Source organism: Borborobacter xinjiangensis, from assembly GCF_047739745.1.
Classification (GTDB): Bacteria; Pseudomonadota; Alphaproteobacteria; order Rhizobiales; family Rhizobiaceae; genus Pseudaminobacter.
The window spans coordinates 63,083-80,089 of record NZ_JBLLVA010000020.1 but is presented as its reverse complement, the minus strand read 5'-3'; the positions used below and the strand labels follow the sequence as shown (position 1 = coordinate 80,089).

Annotated in this window: 18 protein-coding genes; 11 read left to right on the top strand and 7 right to left on the bottom strand. The window is 60.6% G+C overall.

Annotation, left to right across the window (positions count from 1 at the left end):
• The first annotated feature begins 64 nt into the window (after positions 1 to 64).
• The gene (locus tag ACLKMW_RS19100; protein ID WP_415726089.1) at positions 65 to 1,639 is read left to right on the top strand and encodes a helicase HerA-like C-terminal domain-containing protein; all 1,575 of its coding nucleotides are present in this window, start codon (positions 65 to 67) and stop codon (positions 1,637 to 1,639) included.
• Between the two features lie 97 nt (positions 1,640 to 1,736).
• Here ACLKMW_RS19100 and ACLKMW_RS19095 read toward each other — a convergent pair whose 3' ends face one another.
• Together ACLKMW_RS19095 and ACLKMW_RS19090 are read right to left on the bottom strand one after the other, a co-directional pair.
• Positions 1,737 to 2,462 carry a L,D-transpeptidase gene (locus ACLKMW_RS19095; protein WP_415726088.1) on the bottom strand — a complete coding sequence of 242 codons (726 nt, stop codon included), beginning with the start codon at positions 2,460 to 2,462 and terminating at the stop codon, positions 1,737 to 1,739.
• A 291-nt stretch (positions 2,463 to 2,753) separates the two neighbouring features.
• Positions 2,754 to 3,416 (bottom strand): haloacid dehalogenase type II, encoded by a 663-nt coding sequence (locus ACLKMW_RS19090; RefSeq protein ID WP_415726108.1) that lies wholly within the window; start codon positions 3,414 to 3,416, stop codon positions 2,754 to 2,756.
• A 136-nt stretch (positions 3,417 to 3,552) separates the two neighbouring features.
• Between ACLKMW_RS19090 and ACLKMW_RS19085 the strand changes: the two genes are divergently transcribed.
• The 4 genes from ACLKMW_RS19085 (at position 3,553) to ACLKMW_RS19070 (ending at position 6,850) form a co-directional block, all read left to right on the top strand.
• The gene (locus ACLKMW_RS19085; protein WP_415726087.1) at positions 3,553 to 4,431 is read left to right on the top strand and encodes a branched-chain amino acid aminotransferase; all 879 of its coding nucleotides are present in this window, start codon (positions 3,553 to 3,555) and stop codon (positions 4,429 to 4,431) included.
• Positions 4,432 to 4,602: 171 nt separating this feature from the next.
• Positions 4,603 to 5,205, top strand: a complete 603-nt coding sequence (locus tag ACLKMW_RS19080) for a superoxide dismutase (RefSeq protein WP_415726086.1) — start codon at positions 4,603 to 4,605, stop codon at positions 5,203 to 5,205.
• A gap of 236 nt (positions 5,206 to 5,441) precedes the next feature.
• Positions 5,442 to 5,882 carry a c-type cytochrome gene (locus tag ACLKMW_RS19075; RefSeq protein ID WP_415726085.1) on the top strand — a complete coding sequence of 147 codons (441 nt, stop codon included), beginning with the start codon at positions 5,442 to 5,444 and terminating at the stop codon, positions 5,880 to 5,882.
• A 17-nt stretch (positions 5,883 to 5,899) separates the two neighbouring features.
• Entirely contained in the window at positions 5,900 to 6,850 is a 951-nt protein-coding gene (locus ACLKMW_RS19070; RefSeq protein WP_415726084.1) for a cytochrome c, read from the top strand.
• Between the two features lie 19 nt (positions 6,851 to 6,869).
• On the opposite strand, the gene ACLKMW_RS19065 is transcribed toward ACLKMW_RS19070, so the two are convergent.
• On the bottom strand, positions 6,870 to 8,984 hold the full coding sequence (locus ACLKMW_RS19065; RefSeq protein ID WP_415726083.1) for a S9 family peptidase: 2,115 nt from the start codon (positions 8,982 to 8,984) through the stop codon (positions 6,870 to 6,872).
• Between the two features lie 457 nt (positions 8,985 to 9,441).
• Here ACLKMW_RS19065 and ACLKMW_RS19060 point away from each other — a divergent pair, with 457 nt between their 5' ends.
• Positions 9,442 to 9,867: a Ros/MucR family transcriptional regulator gene (locus ACLKMW_RS19060; protein ID WP_415726082.1), complete on the top strand. Its 426-nt coding sequence runs from the start codon at positions 9,442 to 9,444 to the stop codon at positions 9,865 to 9,867.
• Between the two features lie 119 nt (positions 9,868 to 9,986).
• Here the strand turns inward: ACLKMW_RS19060 and ACLKMW_RS19055 are convergent, their stop codons facing one another.
• The gene (locus tag ACLKMW_RS19055; RefSeq protein WP_415726081.1) at positions 9,987 to 10,289 is read right to left on the bottom strand and encodes a cytoplasmic protein; all 303 of its coding nucleotides are present in this window, start codon (positions 10,287 to 10,289) and stop codon (positions 9,987 to 9,989) included.
• Positions 10,290 to 10,515: 226 nt separating this feature from the next.
• Between ACLKMW_RS19055 and ACLKMW_RS19050 the strand changes: the two genes are divergently transcribed.
• Both ACLKMW_RS19050 and ACLKMW_RS19045 read left to right on the top strand, forming a co-directional pair.
• On the top strand, positions 10,516 to 10,932 hold the full coding sequence (locus ACLKMW_RS19050; RefSeq protein WP_415726080.1) for a helix-turn-helix domain-containing protein: 417 nt from the start codon (positions 10,516 to 10,518) through the stop codon (positions 10,930 to 10,932).
• Between the two features lie 2 nt (positions 10,933 to 10,934).
• Positions 10,935 to 11,732, top strand: coding sequence for a DUF6456 domain-containing protein (locus ACLKMW_RS19045; RefSeq protein ID WP_415726079.1), 798 nt, complete (start codon positions 10,935 to 10,937; stop codon positions 11,730 to 11,732).
• Between the two features lie 12 nt (positions 11,733 to 11,744).
• Here the strand turns inward: ACLKMW_RS19045 and ACLKMW_RS19040 are convergent, their stop codons facing one another.
• A complete protein-coding gene (locus tag ACLKMW_RS19040) occupies positions 11,745 to 12,173 on the bottom strand; it encodes a SufE family protein (protein WP_415726078.1) in 429 nt (142 codons plus the stop codon).
• Between the two features lie 73 nt (positions 12,174 to 12,246).
• Entirely contained in the window at positions 12,247 to 12,576 is a 330-nt protein-coding gene (locus ACLKMW_RS19035) for a DUF5330 domain-containing protein (protein ID WP_415726077.1), read from the bottom strand.
• A 468-nt stretch (positions 12,577 to 13,044) separates the two neighbouring features.
• Here ACLKMW_RS19035 and ACLKMW_RS19030 point away from each other — a divergent pair, with 468 nt between their 5' ends.
• Genes ACLKMW_RS19030 through ACLKMW_RS19020 form a run of 3 tightly spaced genes read left to right on the top strand, consistent with a single transcriptional unit; the run spans position 13,045 to position 15,965 of the window.
• Entirely contained in the window at positions 13,045 to 14,838 is a 1,794-nt protein-coding gene (locus ACLKMW_RS19030; RefSeq protein WP_415726076.1) for an ATP-binding protein, read from the top strand.
• Entirely contained in the window at positions 14,813 to 15,574 is a 762-nt protein-coding gene (locus ACLKMW_RS19025) for a peptidoglycan-binding domain-containing protein (RefSeq protein WP_415726075.1), read from the top strand. The genes ACLKMW_RS19030 and ACLKMW_RS19025 overlap by 26 nt, the downstream gene beginning before the upstream one ends.
• Positions 15,575 to 15,617: 43 nt before the next feature.
• The gene (locus tag ACLKMW_RS19020) at positions 15,618 to 15,965 is read left to right on the top strand and encodes a DUF1491 family protein (RefSeq protein ID WP_415726074.1); all 348 of its coding nucleotides are present in this window, start codon (positions 15,618 to 15,620) and stop codon (positions 15,963 to 15,965) included.
• On the opposite strand, the gene ACLKMW_RS19015 is transcribed toward ACLKMW_RS19020, so the two are convergent.
• Positions 15,952 to 16,839 carry a hypothetical protein gene (locus tag ACLKMW_RS19015; protein ID WP_415726073.1) on the bottom strand — a complete coding sequence of 296 codons (888 nt, stop codon included), beginning with the start codon at positions 16,837 to 16,839 and terminating at the stop codon, positions 15,952 to 15,954. The genes ACLKMW_RS19020 and ACLKMW_RS19015 overlap by 14 nt on opposite strands.
• Positions 16,840 to 17,007: the final 168 nt, after the last annotated feature.

Genomic DNA, 17,007 nt, shown 5'->3' with positions numbered 1-17,007 from the left:
AACACCTTGGTCAGCGCGGCGACGCGTGGCGTTCAATTTTGATCCTAGTCGGAGATCGGAACCTATGGCGCAGGAAGACTCTATTTTCATCGGAGCCAGCCGAAAGCCCGATGACAGCTATCAGAAGCCCGAGGAACTTCTCCTGAAATACGGCAATCGGCACGGGCTGGTTACGGGAGCGACAGGGACGGGCAAGACGGTGACCCTCCAGATCCTTGCGGAAGGCTTTTCGAATGCCGGCGTGCCCGTGTTCTGCGCCGACATCAAAGGCGATCTCTCCGGCATCGCGATGATGGGCGAGGCGAAGGATTTCCTGACGGCGCGCGCCGAGACGATCAAGCTCGAGCCGTACGAGTTCCAAGAATTTCCGGTGATCTTCTGGGATCTGTTCGGCGAACAGGGGCATCCGATCAGGGCGACGATCTCGGAAATGGGACCGCTGCTGCTTTCGCGGCTGATGAATCTGACGGAGGCGCAGGAGGGTGTGATGAACATCGCCTTCCGCATTGCCGACGAGGAGGGCCTGCTGCTTCTGGACATGAAGGATTTGCAGGCGCTTCTCGCCAATATCGCCAGCCGAGCCGATGAGATCGGCGCCCGCTACGGCAATGTGACCAAGCCTTCGGTGGGCGCGATCCAGCGCTCGCTGCTGGTGCTCGAGCAGCAGGGCGGCAACAATTTCTTCGGCGAGCCGGCCTTGAAGATCCCCGACATCATGCGCACGACACGCGACGGGCGCGGGGCGATCAACGTGCTTGCCGCCGACAAGCTGATGATGAACCCTCGGCTCTACGCCACCTTCCTTTTATGGCTGATGTCGGAACTTTTCGAAGTGCTGCCGGAAGTCGGGGATCCGGACCGGCCGAGACTGGTGTTCTTCTTCGACGAGGCGCATCTGCTTTTCGACGATGCGCCGAAGGCCCTGGTGGACCGCGTCGAGCAGGTGGTGCGGCTGATCCGCTCGAAGGGCGTCGGCGTCTATTTCGTGACGCAGAATCCGCTCGATGTGCCGGAAACGGTGCTTGCCCAGCTTGGCAATCGCGTCCAGCACGCGTTGCGCGCCTACACGCCGCGCGAGCAGAAGGCGGTGAAGACGGCGGCCGATACATTCCGGCCCAATCCGGATTTCAACTGCGCCGAGACAATCACGCAGCTTGGCACCGGCGAGGCGCTGGTCTCCACTCTGGAGGCCAAGGGAGTGCCCTCCATGGTGCAACGCACTCTGATTCGCCCGCCCGCATCGCGGCTCGGTCCGATCACCCCGCAGGAACGCCAGAAACTGATCGCCGAAAGCCCGGTTGCCGGTCAGTACGACGAAACGGTCGATCGCGAATCGGCGTTCGAAATGTTGCAGAAGAAGGCGTTGGAGGCGCAGCAAGCCGAAGAGCAGGCGCAGCAGCAGGATGACAGCCGCGAAACAGGCCGGTCGCGCTGGACCCTTCCTGATTTTGGCGACGACTATTCGCAGGGCTCGTCGGGGCGCGGATCGACGCGGTCGCGGCCGGCACCTCGCCCGCGCGCGTCCAACCGCCAGACGGTCGCGGAAGCGGCCATCAAGTCGGTGGTGAGATCGGTTGGATCGCAGGTCGGCCGTGCGCTGGTGCGCGGTATCTTGGGAAGCCTCAAGAAAGGCTTCTGATTCTCAATCCCCTTGTGCGCCGAAACAGGGCGCACAAGGCCCAGTTCACAGATGCGCTCCATGCTGGGCGCGTCCGTTTCAATAAAATGGAAGGGCGTCAGGCGACGCCGAGGCCGCCGGTAACGAGAATCGGCGTCTTGTTGGGCACGCGATCGTAGAGATCTATGATGTCCTGGTTCATCAGGCGCACGCACCCCGATGAAACCGACTTGCCGATCGAGAACCACTCCGGCGAGCCATGCACCCGGTAGAGCGTGTCTTCGCCGCCCTGAAAGATGTAGAGGGCACGCGCGCCGAGCGGATTGAGCAGGCCTGGCTCCATGCCGCCATTGGCAGCGCTGTATTTTTCCAGCTTCGGGTCGCGTTTGATCATCTCGGCAGGCGGCGTCCACTTCGGCCATTTGCGCTTCCACTGGATCACCGCACGGCCGGACCACTCGAAGCCGGCGCGGCCGAGACCAACGCCATAGCGGATTGCCTGACCGTTTTCCCTTACCAGATAAAGGAAGTGATTCGACGTATCGACCACAACCGTTCCGGGCCGTTCTCCCGTCGGGTCCTGCACGATCTGCCGATAGAACCGTTTGTCGACCTTCTGGAACGGCACGCCGGGGATTTCATAGCCCTCATCGAACATCGGGCCATACATCATGGCATAGCTGCCGAAGGCCGGATCGACGTCGACCACCGGCTGCGGCGCCGTTCCGATATAGTTGCCACGCGAAACCGTGCTGCACGCCGATACAGCAATCGATGCGGCGCCCACGGCTGCGGTTCCGAGGAAGCGGCGACGGGTGAGGAGGGGAGAAGAGGTGGTAGTCATGTTGCCCTTTTAGTTTCCGATGCCGAAAAGGATAGTTAACGGCATCGCAAAATTTCGTGAACGGTCGCTCACAACCCCGCAAAATCGCAAACAATTTGAGAGGGGATCATTAGCGGATTCCGTGTGCTCCAGCCGTGCTTGCGCATCCCAATTGGAAGCGCGGCCGCAGCATGGTTTCCCTCCCGGTAGTGCGGGCCGATAGGCGACTGCGAATCGGGCTTCAGGGTGAAGAAAAAATGGCAGCCCTGTGACAAGGCGCCGGCTGTGATATTTCGGCAACGCCGAAATCGATCAGAAAGCGGTGGGAAGACCCTCCAGTGACGGCAGAATCAAATCTGGTGGATGGTCGCCATATTCGTCCGGCTGGTTTCCGCGATTGATCCAGACCGTGTGGAAGCCGAATCGGGCCGCGCCGGCGACATCCCAGCGATTCGACGATTGAAACGATACCGCTTCAGGGTAGAGCCGCCAGGCGGTCGTTACCATTTCGTAGACCGACGGATGCGATTTGAAACGGCCGACCGCGTCCACGGAGAAGACTTCGTCGAGGACCTGATCGAGGGCGGCCGACTTGACGGCGGCTTCCAGCATGGCGGTCGATCCGTTGGACAGGATCGCCAATCGGGCGCCATCGGCCTTCAGTGTCTTCAACACGGTCGGCACTTCCGGATAGCAGTCGAGCTGCCAATAGGCATCGAGCAGCGCCTGCCTTAGCCTCGGGTCGGCGGACGGCACCTTGCGGAAGGCGAAATCCAGCGCCTGCTCGGTCAACTGCCAGAAATCGGCGAAAGAGCCCATGAGCGTGCGCACCCATGAATATTCAAGCTGTTTGGCCCGCCAGATCTCAGAAAGCAGCTGCCCGTCCGGGCCGATCTCGCCGGCATGGCGCCGAACGGCGGCATGCACGTCGAAGAGCGTGCCGTAAGCGTCGAATACGTAGGCTGAGTGGCGCATCATTCCCCTCTTCCACAGTGACGCATCACCTTATTGCGCGCGGGGGCTGGCATCAACGATTCGCCGACCGGAATGGTTGACGAGCGCAGGCAAAGCGTCTTCGATGGCATGTCTCATTCAATCCGGATCACCACCCATGTCACTTTCAACGGCAGCTCAGAGCAAAACCTGGACCTATGTCGAAGGTGACTGGTACGAAGGCAATGTCGCAGTGATCGGCCCGCGCAGCCACGCCATGTGGCTCGGCACCAGCGTATTCGACGGCGCGCGCTGGTTCGAAGGTGTCGCACCCGATCTCGATTTGCACTCGCAGCGCGTCAACGCGTCGGCGATTTCGCTCGGCCTGAAGCCGACCATGGCGCCGGAGGAAATCGTCGGCCTGACCTGGGAGGGGCTGAAGAAATTCGACGGCAACACCGCAGTATATATCCGGCCGATGTATTGGGCCGAGCATGGCGGCTACATGGGCGTGCCAGCCGATCCCTCATCGACACGCTTCTGTCTCTGCCTCTATGAGGCTCCGATGATCGCGCCGAGCGGCTTTTCGGTCGCGGTTTCGCCGTTTCGTCGTCCGACCATCGAGACGATGCCGACCAACGCCAAGGCGGGATGCCTTTATCCAAACAATGGCCGAGCGATACTGGAGGCCAAGATGCGGGGTTTCGATAACGCGCTGGTCCTGGACATGCTGGGCAATGTCGCCGAGACCGCTTCGTCGAACGTTTTCCTGGTCAAGGACGGCCAGGTCATGACGCCGACCGCAAACGGAACCTTTCTTGCCGGGATCACGCGCTCGCGCGTGATCTCGCTGCTGGCCGATTACGGCTTCCGCACAGTTGAAAGGACGCTCACGGTGCGCGATTTCCGGGAGGCAGATGAAATCTTCTCCACCGGCAACCACTCCAAGGTGGTGCCGGTGATCAAGATGGAAGATCGCGACATCCAGCCCGGTCCGATTGCCCGGAAAGCGCGTGAGCTCTATTGGGAGTGGGCGCATTCGACGCCAAAGGATTGAAAATTTATTTCCCTGAACGTCGGACTTTGGTGGCAAACCGGCTGACCAGTCCTATCATGTTGATTTAGAAGGAACAGAATAACGATTCCGGGGGTTGTTCGTGAACAATTCCTTCATATGTCAGTCCGGTATGAATGTGCCGGATTTTTCCCAAGCCCAAGGAGTATGACCATGGCCTTTGAACTGCCTTCTTTGCCCTACGATTACGAGGCGTTGCAGCCTTATATGTCCAAGGAGACGCTGGAATATCACCACGACAAGCATCACAAGGCCTATGTCGACAACGGCAACAAGCTCGCCGCCGAAGCCGGTATGGACAAGCTGTCGCTCGAGGAAGTGGTGAAGCAGTCCTTCGGCAAGAACGCCGGTCTCTTCAACAACGCGGCCCAGCACTACAATCACGTCCATTTCTGGAAGTGGATGAAGAAGGGCGGCGGCGGCAACAAGCTGCCCGGCGCGCTTCAAAAGGCGGTCGACAGCGATCTTGGCGGCTATGACAAGTTCAAAGCCGATTTCATTGCCGCCGGTACGACGCAGTTCGGCTCGGGCTGGGCCTGGCTTTCGGTGAAGGACGGCAAGCTGGCAATCTCGAAGACGCCGAACGGTGAAAACCCGCTCGTGCATGGCGCCGCGCCGATTTTGGGCGTCGATGTGTGGGAACATTCGTACTACATCGACTACCGCAACGCTCGCCCGAAATATCTCGAGGCGTTCGTCGACAATCTCATCAACTGGGACTACGTGCTCGAACTCTACGAGAAGGCGAAAGCCTGACACACGGCGAGCCCAGCTCGATCAACGAAACCCCGGCTTGTCCGGGGTTTTTTGCATGTTATTACAAGGCTGGAATCACGACTTCCTCACGCAATGGTGAGGAGAACATGAACGGTTTTTCGGCCATCTTCCGTTCGCTTGCCTGGTTCGCCATGCGTTATGAGATCGGAGGTTCGGGGCCCCTTGTCCAACGCGAAATGCGCCAGGCAAAATCATTGCAATCCGGAGGTCATTTCATGAAAAAACTCATACTAGCTGTCTCCGCCCTGGCGTTAGCAGGCTCTGCCGCATTTGCCGACCCGATTGCCGACCGCAAGGCGATCATGAAGGCAAACGGCAAGGCCGTCGGCGTGATCGCGCCCATGGTCAAGGGCGAAAAGCCTTTTGACGCCGCAGCCGCGCTTGATGCGCTGGAGACGCTGAGCGAAGATGCGCAGAAGATCGATGTCGCGGCATTGTTCCCGAAGGGAAGCGAGACCGGCGGCAAGACGGAAGCTTCGCCGAAGATCTGGGAAGACATGGCCGGCTTCCAGGCAAAGGTCGACAAGTTCAGAGCCGACGCCGCTGCGGCGGTCGTGGCAGCGCCCGCTGACCTTGAGGCGCTCAAGGTTGAATTCGGCAAGGTTGCGGCCAATTGCGGCGGCTGCCACGAGACCTTCCGCATCAAGAAGAGCTAAATTCTCGACCCCAGCCAATGAGCATGTTCCGGAAACTCAGCCTCGCAGCCATTGCGCTGTGCGGCGTAAGCGCAGCCGCCCTGTGGGGGCTGACCTCGCCGACATGGCTCGACGGCGAGGCGGTGGCAGCGCTTGGCCCCGGCGATCCGGTCAAGGGCGAGCGAATGTTCTGGGCTGGCGGCTGCGCATCCTGTCACGCGCGGCCGAAATCGCAAGGTGCTGCGCAACTCGAACTCGTCGGCGGCGTCGAATTGAAGACGTCGTTCGGCGTCTTCGTTGCGCCTAACATCTCGCAGGACGTTGAGGACGGCATTGGCGGCTGGTCCGAGGCGGATTTCGCCAATGCGGTGCTAAAGGGGGTTTCTCCTGCAGGGAGGCACTATTATCCGGCGTTTCCTTACCCCTCCTATGCGCGGATGCAGCCTGCCGATGTTGCCGATCTCTTCGCTTTCATGAAGACGCTGCCGGCGGTGTCCGGGAAGGCGCCCGATCACGAGCTGTCCTTTCCGTTCAATATTCGTCGCGGCATCGGGCTGTGGAAGTTGCTCTATGTCGACAGCGCGCCTGTGATCGCGCTCGGTGAGGCGGCATCCGAGCCCGAGCGCCTCGGCCGGTATCTGGTCGAGGGGCCGGGCCATTGCGGCGAATGCCACAGTCCGCGCGGATTTATCGGCGGAACCGACGAAAGCCGGTGGCTGGCGGGAGCGGTCGCTGCCGAAGGGGAGGGCGTCGTCCCCAACATTACCTCGGGCGAGGGTGGCATCGGCTCATGGTCAGAGGCCGACATCGCCGGCTATCTCGAAACCGGTTTCACGCCGGACTTCGATTCGGTCGGAGGCTCGATGGTCGAGGTGCAAAAGAACATGGCGAAGCTTAGCGCCGAAGACCGCCAGGCAATCGCCGCTTACCTGAAGGCAGTTCCCCCGCATCCGAACGGATATCCGCCGCGCAATCAGCCGGAAAGCTGATCGCACAGGGATGCGATGGTCAAGCCGGATCGGCCGATGCCTTGCCGGTGACTTTCAGCGCGAAAGCATAAGTGAAGGCGATCTCCTCAAGCCGGGAAAATCGGCCTGATGCACCGGCATGGCCGGCATCCATGTTGATTTTGAACAGGACCGGATGGTTGTCCAGCTTGAGCTTGCGCAGCCGCGCCACCCATTTCGCCGGCTCCCAATAAGTGACGCGCGGGTCGGTGAGGCCGGCAACCGCAAGGATAGGCGGATAGGAGCGTGGCGCCACATTGTCATAGGGCGAATAGGCGGCAATGGTCTTGTAGTCCGCTTCGGAGGTGATCGGGTTGCCCCATTCGGGCCATTCCGGCGGCGTCAGTGGCAGTGTGTCGTCGAGCATCGTCGTCAGTACGTCGACGAAAGGAACTTCCGCCACGATCCCCCCGAATGCTTCCGGCGCCATATTGGCGACCGCCCCCATGAGCATGCCGCCGGCCGAGCCTCCCTGGGCGACGATACGATCGTGAGCGGTGTAATGCTCGCCGGCGAGGTGGCGCGCCGCGGCGATGAAATCTAGGAATGTGTTGGTCTTCTTTTCCCGCTTGCCGTCCTCATACCAAGCATAGCCCTTGTCCTTGCCGCCACGGATGTGGGCAATTGCATAGACGAAACCGCGATCGACCAGGGACAGGCAATTGGTGTTGAAGCCCGCCGGGATGGTGATTCCGTAAGAACCGTAGCCGTAAAGCAGGCAAGGCGCCGAACCATCGAGCGGGGTGTCGCGGTGATGGATGAGCGAAATCGGCACCAGTTCGCCATCATGCGACGGAGCCATCAGACGACGCGTCACATAGCGGGCGGGATCGTGGCCGGAAGGCACTTCCTGAGTCTTGAGCAGCACACGCTCGCGCGTGCGCATATTGTAGTCGAAAAGCTGGCTCGGCGTCGTCATCGACGAATATGAGAAGCGAATCGTATCGGTGTCATATTCGTAGGAGCCGGCAAGGCCGAGCGAAAACGCCTCCTCCTCGAACGAGATCAGGTGTTCTTCAGCCGTGGCGCGGTCGTGGATGACGATGCGCGGCAGGCCGTCCTTGCGTTCGAGGCGCACCATGAAGTCCTGAAAACCCATGACGGAAAGGATGAGGCGGCCGGGTTCATGGGCGACCAGCTCTTTCCAATTGGCCCGGCCGGGTGCGCCGACCGGCGCGGTCATGATCTTGAAATCCTTGGCGCCATCGGCATTGGTCAGGATGAAGAAGATGTCGCCGCCTTCCTCGAGATCATATTGCAGCCCGGTTTCACGAGCGGCGACCAGATGCGGCTCGGCCAAGGGGTCAGCAGTGCGCAGCAGCCGGTATTCGGAGGTCTCGTGATCATTGATACCGATGAAAATCCAGTCGTTGCGCCGCGAGCCGCTGACATTCATGAAGAAACCGGGATCGGTTTCTTCATAGACCAGTCGGTCATTGGCGTGATCGGCGCCGAGCTTGTGGAACAGGATCTTCGACGGCCGGTGGTTCTGGTCGAGCCTTGTGTAGAGAAAGCCATCATTGGCGGCATTCCAGACGCCGGAACCTCCGGTATCGGGCACCACGTCGGCCAAGTCCTTGCCATCCGCGAGGTCGCGAACGTGCAGCGTGTAGAATTCCGAACCCTTGTCGTCGAAGGCCCAGACCAGGCGCTTGTGATCGGATGAATGATCGACGCCGCCGATGCGAAAATACGCTTTGCCTTCGGCTTCGGCATCGCCGTCGAGTATGATTTGCTGCGTGCCGCCGTCGCGTGGAGTGCGGAAAAAGCGAGGCTGCTCGCCACCCTTCTTGAAGGAGGAGCCATATGCGAATGGGCCATCCTTCATCGGCACCGAAGAGTCATCCTCCTTGATTCGGCCTTTCATTTCCTGGAACAGCCGTTTCTGAAGGTCGACGGTGTCGGCCATGAGGGCCGTCTGGTAGGCATTTTCAGCTTCGAGGTGGCTGCGGATGGCGGCATCCAGAAGCGAGGGATCGCGGAATACGTCCTGCCAGTTTTCAGCCCGCAACCAGGAGAACTCGTCCGTTCGAGTGACGCCGTGACGCGTGTCGGTTGTCGGGCGCTCCTCGCTCCTGGGGCTCTCGATATCAGGAAATGTTCCGGCTCGGGTCATCGTCGCCTCGCTTGAATAGGGTTGTCGAGTGCCGAATGAACACGAGCATCTTTCGGGTTCAAGAGGTTTTGGCACCGTTCCGGCTCGATCGTGCGTGCCTCGGCATCGACGGCAGCCATGGGGCTTGATAAAGCGTGTACTGATGCGATACAGCCCTGCGCTTTAAAAGGACTACTCAGGGTTGATTTAGAGAAGATAAAAGGATGTAATCCTACGGAGCTACACGCGACATGTTGTTGCAGTCAACGTAGAACGGAGGTGGATGAGACGATAGTCCGAAAATAGGTGCTTGTAATAACTGGAATGACTGATAACTGTTTCATTTTATAAAAAACTATTGAATTGACTTACTTTAACGGTATAGGAATGTAGCGAGCTACGATAACGTGGCTAACTCCTGCAAATCATGATGCGCCGCAGGGGGCGCTACTCGAATTTACGTTGGGCCTGAACGACTATGGACGCTGTCGAAACACCAAGCAGAACTCACGATATGCTGATTGAACTGACGGCCGACGTCGTCGCCGCCTATGTCAGCAACAATCCGGTGCCCGTCGGAGAACTGCCGAATCTGATCGCGGATGTGCATGCAGCGCTTGGACGCATCGGTGGCGCCCCTGAGCAGCCGCCGGCGGACAAACAGAAGCCGGCGATAAACCCGAAGCGGTCCGTTCACGACGATTACATCGTCTGTCTCGAGGACGGGAAGAAGTTCAAGTCGCTGAAGCGTCACCTGATGACGCACTACGGCTTGTCGCCCGATCAGTATCGCGAGAAGTGGGGCCTTGACGCGAACTATCCGATGGTGGCGCCGAACTATGCTCAGGCGCGTTCGCAACTCGCCAAGAAGATGGGGCTTGGCCGTAAACGCGCCGGCAGGTGATCGACCGGGCCAAGGAGCATATTGCGGCGCCTTCGGGCGCCGTTCTGCTTTTGTGAACGCCATTTTTCGGGCGGCGGCTCGCTTTTGGCGCACAAAGCGAGGGGTGCGCGCACCTGTTTTTAGGCGCAACCGCCTTCAGCCTGTGGCCGCCCACGGGAGACCAGGCGATCCAGCAACTGCTTCAGGGCTATGTGTCGGTTAAGGTCATAACTCCAATGACGTCGCAGGCCTTTCAGCCGCTCCCGCTCGATTGCGCGCTGGAGCCGCGTGACGAGTTTCGATCTTTCCTCCTCGCCGGCGGCAAGTGCCGCTGAAAGATCGATACCGCAGGCGAGCTGCAGCGCAGCCATCTGTCGTGCATTCGCGGCTTCTGCGGATAGGCGGGTTTTGAACGCTGCGGATTCGGCGCGTATGTCATTCATCGTAGGTGGGAACCCCATTGTGGTGATGCCGGCACTATCGAATGCGGTCTCGGGGCGGGGACGAAGTGAGCGCGAAAACGCATCCGCCCTGCGGAGATGTCGTTTGTTATCAATAAATTAACGATCACGATCTGGGGAAATCGTTCGTCCTTTGTTCACATGTTAGCCATTGTGCAATATAAGAACTTATTCCTATTTCTGTGGAGGGCAGAGTTCAGTACACGCGATGGCTACAGCATCCAGAAAATATTCGCAGGACGCCGACATTTCAGCGAAACCAGTGGCGTCGTCTTCCGCGACAAGGGAGGGCGGCGGTGTACGCGGTGAACGTGCCGTCGAAGTCTGCGAATGCATGATGGATATCGTTTCGGCACTGTTCAACGTTTCAGGCAAGGAGTTGCGCAGGCCCGGCAGAACCGGGCTCGACGTCTCGCGTGTGCGACAGATCGCGATGTATGTGACCCATGTCGTGCTGGGCGTGAGCATGGCGGACGTGGGACGAGGGTTCGGGCGAGATCGCACCACGGTCGTGCATGCCTGCCATCTGATCGAGGACATGCGCGACGATGAGGACTTCGATCGTGTCGTAGTGATGACCGAGCGTGTCGCGATGGCCGCATTCCGCGACCGGTTGGGCTTGTGACCATGAGCGGACTTGCGGAGGCAGGAAAGGCCAGGCTGCGCATCATGCGCTTTCTGGCTGGCGGTCCAGGCAGGGTCCGGCAAGGGGCCATTGCCGGTACGCTACTGCTGGAGGACAAGAACGGGCGCACGACATCGTTGGATCAGGCTCAGCTTGTCGAATTGCTGCGCGACGGCATTGTCATGCGTGAAGGCGAAAATATCGTGCTGTCGGCTGCGGCCAAGGCGTCGATGTCGCGTGGGAACGCTGCGAAAGATCATCGCGACCTGGATGCGATCGCCCTCGAGGTGAATGGAGAAATGTCTCAGGCGATCGTCAACCTGTCAGAATCGCCGCTGGGGCATCTGATGCGGCGGAAGTCCAAGGGTGGCACGCCGTTCCTCTCCAGAGCGGAATTCGAGGCGGGAGAGCGGCTGCGAGCGGATTACACGCGCGGCCAGCTCATGCCGCGGCTCGGGGCGAATTGGGTGGCAAGCGTGGCGTCCGGCCGGCGCGGCGGTGTCGGCGGCGCGGTCGAACTGACGGATGCGGCACTTGCAGCGCGACTGCGCGTGGAGCGTGCGATCGTGGCCGTCGGACCGGAACTGTCCGGCGTTCTGATCGATGTCTGCTGCTTCCTGAAGGGGCTGGAACTTGTGGAGTCGGAGCGCGGGTGGCCGGTTCGGTCGGCCAAGATCGTGTTGAAAAGCGCGCTCGGTGTTCTCAGTCGCCACTATCGGCCGCAATCCGCCCCGCGTCACCACGAGCCGCCGCCGGTGCTGCATTGGGGCAGCGACGACTATCGGCCGGAAATAATTTAGCTGACTCTGCGCTCAAGCGTCCTGCTTGAGCGCTACCTCGGCATCCCGCTTGATGCGCTTGACCATGGACCGCAGCCCGTTGGCGCGTTGCGGGGTGAGATGTTCATCAAGACCGAGCGAACGCAAGACGGCTTCCGCGTCGGTAGCAAGGATATCGCTGGCACGCCGGCCGGAGAACAAGGCAAGCATGATCGCCACCAGGCCGCGCACGATGTGGGCGTCCGAATCGCCTTGGAAGCGGATAACCGGATCGGCGCCTTCATCCTGATCGGTGAGCAGCCAGACCTGGCTGACACAGCCGGGAACCTTGTGGGCATTGTCGCGCGCAAAATCCGGGAAGGGAGGCAGCGAATCGCCCAAGTCAATGACATAGCGATAGCGGTCTTCCCACTCATCGAGGAAGGCGAAATCGTCCTGGATCGACTGAATGCTTGCTGTCATGGGCCTGATATAAGCACGTCGGCCCGCAACGTCACGGAAAAAGAAGTCAGAGCGTTTTACCGAGCCGGCCGAATCAATTCACTTTGACATCGTCCGCTGGTGCGACGCTGCCCGTGGTGATCGCAGCGTCGGGCGTGCCGAACTGGTCGTCGAGCGCCTCGAACGCAAGACGTGCTGCCTCGCGCGCCCGCACCCCCACGGTATGAAGGGCCGATTTGCCAACTTCGCAGACGTCGGGCTTGCGCTCACAAATTCCGCTCATGTCGCCGACTGCCTCACGCGCGGCAAGGAACGTCTGAATCGCGCCGACGCTCGGTTGGCCATCGGCGGTGCCGCCCATGTCGAACGGCAGCGCCAGCAAAACCAGCGAGAACCAGAACGCAATACGAATGAGAAAGCCCATAACCTGCCTCGCGTATCATGCGGGTCGCGCATTTTTGCGGCACGACCTCGTTCGTTGGGAGAAGATTGACACGACCGCGCAAAGGAGCGCTTGCGGAACTCGACGGCATTTTCGGCAAATCCGCCGGAAAACTTTAACGATTCGCTCGTGGGCATGTCGCGAGACATGCACGATCACGAGGGAGCCGGTCAGATAGCTTTCGCCCACTCCTTTGTTTTTACATCGAAAATCCGGCAGATCGAAGCCGAAGAAGATTGGTCGGACGCACAGGTGCGGCGAAAACAGGACTAACGGTCCATTTACCATGCGCGAAATTCACCGGCGTTTTCGGCCCCCGTGATGACGGCATTTGCCGCCTGGGCGCCGGTGACTGGCCGCGCTTTATCCATTCCTTAAAGGCTGGATGCGAGTTTCGGACAATCAAAAGCGATCCGCCAGGTGGATCAAGTACGGGTACTTTGAGTGAGATTGTCCACCACCAGATTTGGCGAGATCGTCGAGGCTGCGACTGCCGGATGTGACCGGCTGGTTTCGCTGTCGATCACGAAGGAAGACGATCGGGCGCGCCAGCGCCGTTTGGTCGGGATATTCCTGGCAGCCCCCTTTTTCCTGGCTGCGGCTTTCGCTTTCTTTCTGTCGGCATCACTCGGACCGTCAATGACGCTGGCGCTCATCTGCGCCACGTTCAGCCTGGCGTGGATTGGGGTTCTGCTGGTCTCCTCAAGCGCGAGGGACAGAATCGCCGGTATTGTCGGGCTGGTATCGGGGACGATCGTGCTTTCCGTCCTCGTTGCGGCGGCAGGAGGCATTGCTTCGCCGCTTGCCGTGCTGATCCTGGCGCTCCCCTTCGAGGCGTATTGGCAACGGCGCGCGGCCGGAGCGCTGTTATGGGGCGGGGTAGCAGCCTTGTCCGTGCTGCCGATACAAACCCTCCTGGGATCCATGTTCTTTCCAATAAGCCAGGTACCGGCGGCCTGGCACTGGCTGGTACCGGTCGCCTATGCGGCGACGGTGATCATACGGATCGTCGGAGCCCTCGAGACAGCAAGGGCCGAGGAACAAGAGGACGGGCCGGTTCGGCTGGAGACGATTGTCGATGGGGTCGTCGTTCGCATGTCGATGAATGGCGATGTGACCGATGTCTCGCCGCAGGCGCGCACGATGCTGCGGCTGGCGCCGGAACTGATGCTCGGTGCCGGACTGTTCGAGCGGATTCATATTTCGGACCGCGTCGGATATCTTTGCGCGCTGGCCGATTTGCGCGCGGGCGCCCCGCGCCGGACGGTCGAAGCCCGTATGCGGTTGCCAAGGACGGATGACGCACGCGCCGGCCAAGCCGACAACTATCAGCCATTCGCAATCGATCTCATGAGCGCGGACGGCAAGGGCATCGTCGCGCTGTTGCGGGAAAATGAAGAGGTCGTGCGGCTTCGCGCCGCCGTCGCGGCATGCACCGAAACCACGGAGGCACTGGAGCTTGCCAAGGCGCGGTTTCTCGCCGCCGTCAGTCACGAACTGCGCACCCCGCTGAACGCCATCATCGGCTTTTCCGATATGCTGCTTCACGAGATGTTCGGCGGCTTTCGCGATCCCCGGCAGAAGGAATATGTGGGGCTGGTGCGCGATTCCGGACATCACCTGCTCGCGGTGGTGAATTCCATTCTCGACGTGTCCAAGATCGAGGCCGGTGCCTATGCGACAAATCCGGAGCCGTTCCGCTTTGCCGAGGCCGTGGAAATGTGCCACTCGATGATGAGCCTGCAGGCTCAGGCCAAGTCGATATCGCTGACCAGCGAGGTTTCTCCCGAAGTCGGTGAAATTCACGCCGACAAGCGCGCGGTTCAGCAGGTGCTGATCAATCTCGTTTCCAACGCGATCAAGTTCACGCCCGATGGCGGCGCTGTCTCGGTCAGTGCGAAACGGATCGGATCGCGCCTGCATTTCTGGGTGGAAGACAGCGGCATCGGCATCGCCGAAGACGATCTCGGCCGACTGGGCAAGCCGTTCACGCAGGTGCATAACGAATATACGCGCCAGTTCGAAGGAACCGGGCTCGGTCTGGCGCTTGTAAAAGGCCTCGTCACGCTGCATGAGGGGACGATGTCGATTGAAAGTGCTCCGGGCGAGGGCACTACCGTCACGATCAGCCTGCCGGTGGCCGGCCCATCGGGAGACGCGGGGCGCCAAAAGGGAGCGCTGCTGTCGATGACGGCGAACAAGGTAAAAGAAAACAGCAATGGCGCGCTCCGCAAGGCAGGTTAAGCGATCCGCCCATCCGGACTTGTCGCTGTCCGGCGGTGTTGCGGCTCTCGGTGCGATAATTTCGCGAAATCCGGTGCTGGTCGGCGGCTCGACGGCGTTCCTTGTGGCGCTGTTTTATGTTTCGGCGAATGCGCTCTGGTATCAGCCGCATGCGCATACGGGCGCGTTTTTCGCGACGCGCGGTTTCAGCATGCCTGTCGGGATCGACGATCCGCGCGATGACGAACCCGAAACCACCATACGCATCGAGCGGCCCGAACAGCCCGAGCAAGCGCCGGTCCGGCCGGTGGGGGATCCGGTGATCGAGCAGGTCCAGCGCATATTGAAGGGCCTTGATTTTTACGCCGGCGCGGTTGACGGGCTTGCCGGGCCGAATACGACCAAGGCGATCACCGACTACCAGCGCAAGGTGGGCCTGACGCCGAACGGCAAGATCGATGACCAATTGCTGAGCCAGCTCGGCGCGACCGCCAGCATTGAACCGGTGCCTGCGCCGCCCGCGCGGCAGACGGAAGACGCGGCCGTGCAAGCTGCGGTGACGTCGAACAACCGAATCTCCAGCATACAGGCCGGCCTGAGGGCGTTCGGCAATGAGGGAATGGAGATCGACGGCGTCGTCGGCGCGCGCACAAAGGCGGCACTTCTTGAATTTCAATCGCTGTTCGGGTTGCCGGAAACCGGCGAGCCCGACGAAGCGACCTATGTAAAGATGAAAGAGATCGGCCTGACGAATTGACGGCGGCCTATCCCTTCACGTCAAATATGAGGCAGCCGAAACAATGCGCGTAACCACCGATCTTTGGGTGTCCGCGCTGCTGCGCAAGGTCTTTTCGGCCGGAGGCTTTGCCGCTGTCGTCAAGCGCGGAGCGACGGAAGCCGGTGTGGTTTTCGTGCTGTCGCGCAGCCGGATGGGCGACACGGCGCTGTTCGGACCGGCGCCGCAAACCAGCTACGATTCCGCCAGGCCTGATGACCGGCAATTTCAGCGATTGAGCGATGGCGATGACGCTTCGGTGCTGGAGGCGCGGCTGGAGAAGGAGCAGCGGTTCGATCCCGATATCTGGATCGTGGAAATCGAAGCGGATCAGACCCCGGTCGAGGAGCTCATATCGGTCATGAAGCCTTGAGATTGGAGCGCTTCGGCTCGGTCGCTTGAGCTTTCCAAGTTTGCACCTGCTCGCGTGCCGCAACAGGTTCAAGCGCCCGGTAGCGGTTGAGCGTGAGGCGGATTGCTTCCGGCTGGGAGAGCTTCCCGGGCAACGCTGCCGCGGCGATGACGAAAGCCTGCTCCTCGCTCAAGTCGAGCGACCGCAATGCTGCAAGCAGCGCCGAATGATCGTCCGCTCCGGCAATCGCCCGCGCCATGGAAGGAGCGATGTCCAGCGCTTCGGCAAGCACTGCCTGAAAGAAAAGTGCGCTACCGCTGAGCGCCGCATCGCGAAGCCTTGCGTAGGCCGCAACCCCGCGGGAGGCGTGAGGCCGCCGCATCATGGCGCGCAACTGTTGACGTGCATTGTCGGCGGAAGCCCCGGGAACAGGAGCCGGGCGGTTCCCGGCCGATGCGTCGTCTTGTGGTTCAGTCGTCTGCTCTCCCGGTTGCCGGGGATGCACCAGCCTCGGCCCCTCCATCATCCTGATGAGATCGGCGATGGTCGGGTTGAGGCTTTGCCGGCGCGCGATGGCGCGCGCGTGCGGCAGGCCGTGGCGCCCGATCAAAGCAATAAGATCGATGTCTCTCAGGCTATTGGAGCGGATCAGCAGGGGAGCGGCAATGTCGATTGGCTCATCACAGAGGCGCCGCACCAGTTCCACCGGCGGGTGTTCGCATTCGGAAAGCGCTGCGGCCGCATAGCGTCGCGCTTCAACGGACACCGCGTCGAAAAGCGGAAAGGCGAGGTCTTCCAGCTGGGCGATTTCACGACGCGACGGACGGGTCAGGGAGCAATAGGCCGATACGGCGGCGCGAAACAGCCGGTCGGCCCTGCTGGTTTTGCCTTTCAAGACAAGCTGCCTGAAATCGGATGAGGACACGAATTACGCCTGACGCCACACTTGCATTGGCCGGGGATACCCATCCGCTCACGGTCGGTCGCTGATGCCCGGATATCGATAAACTTAGCGGCTATCCGTTAGCGGACTGTTAACTGTCAGGTAAATATTCATGAATTC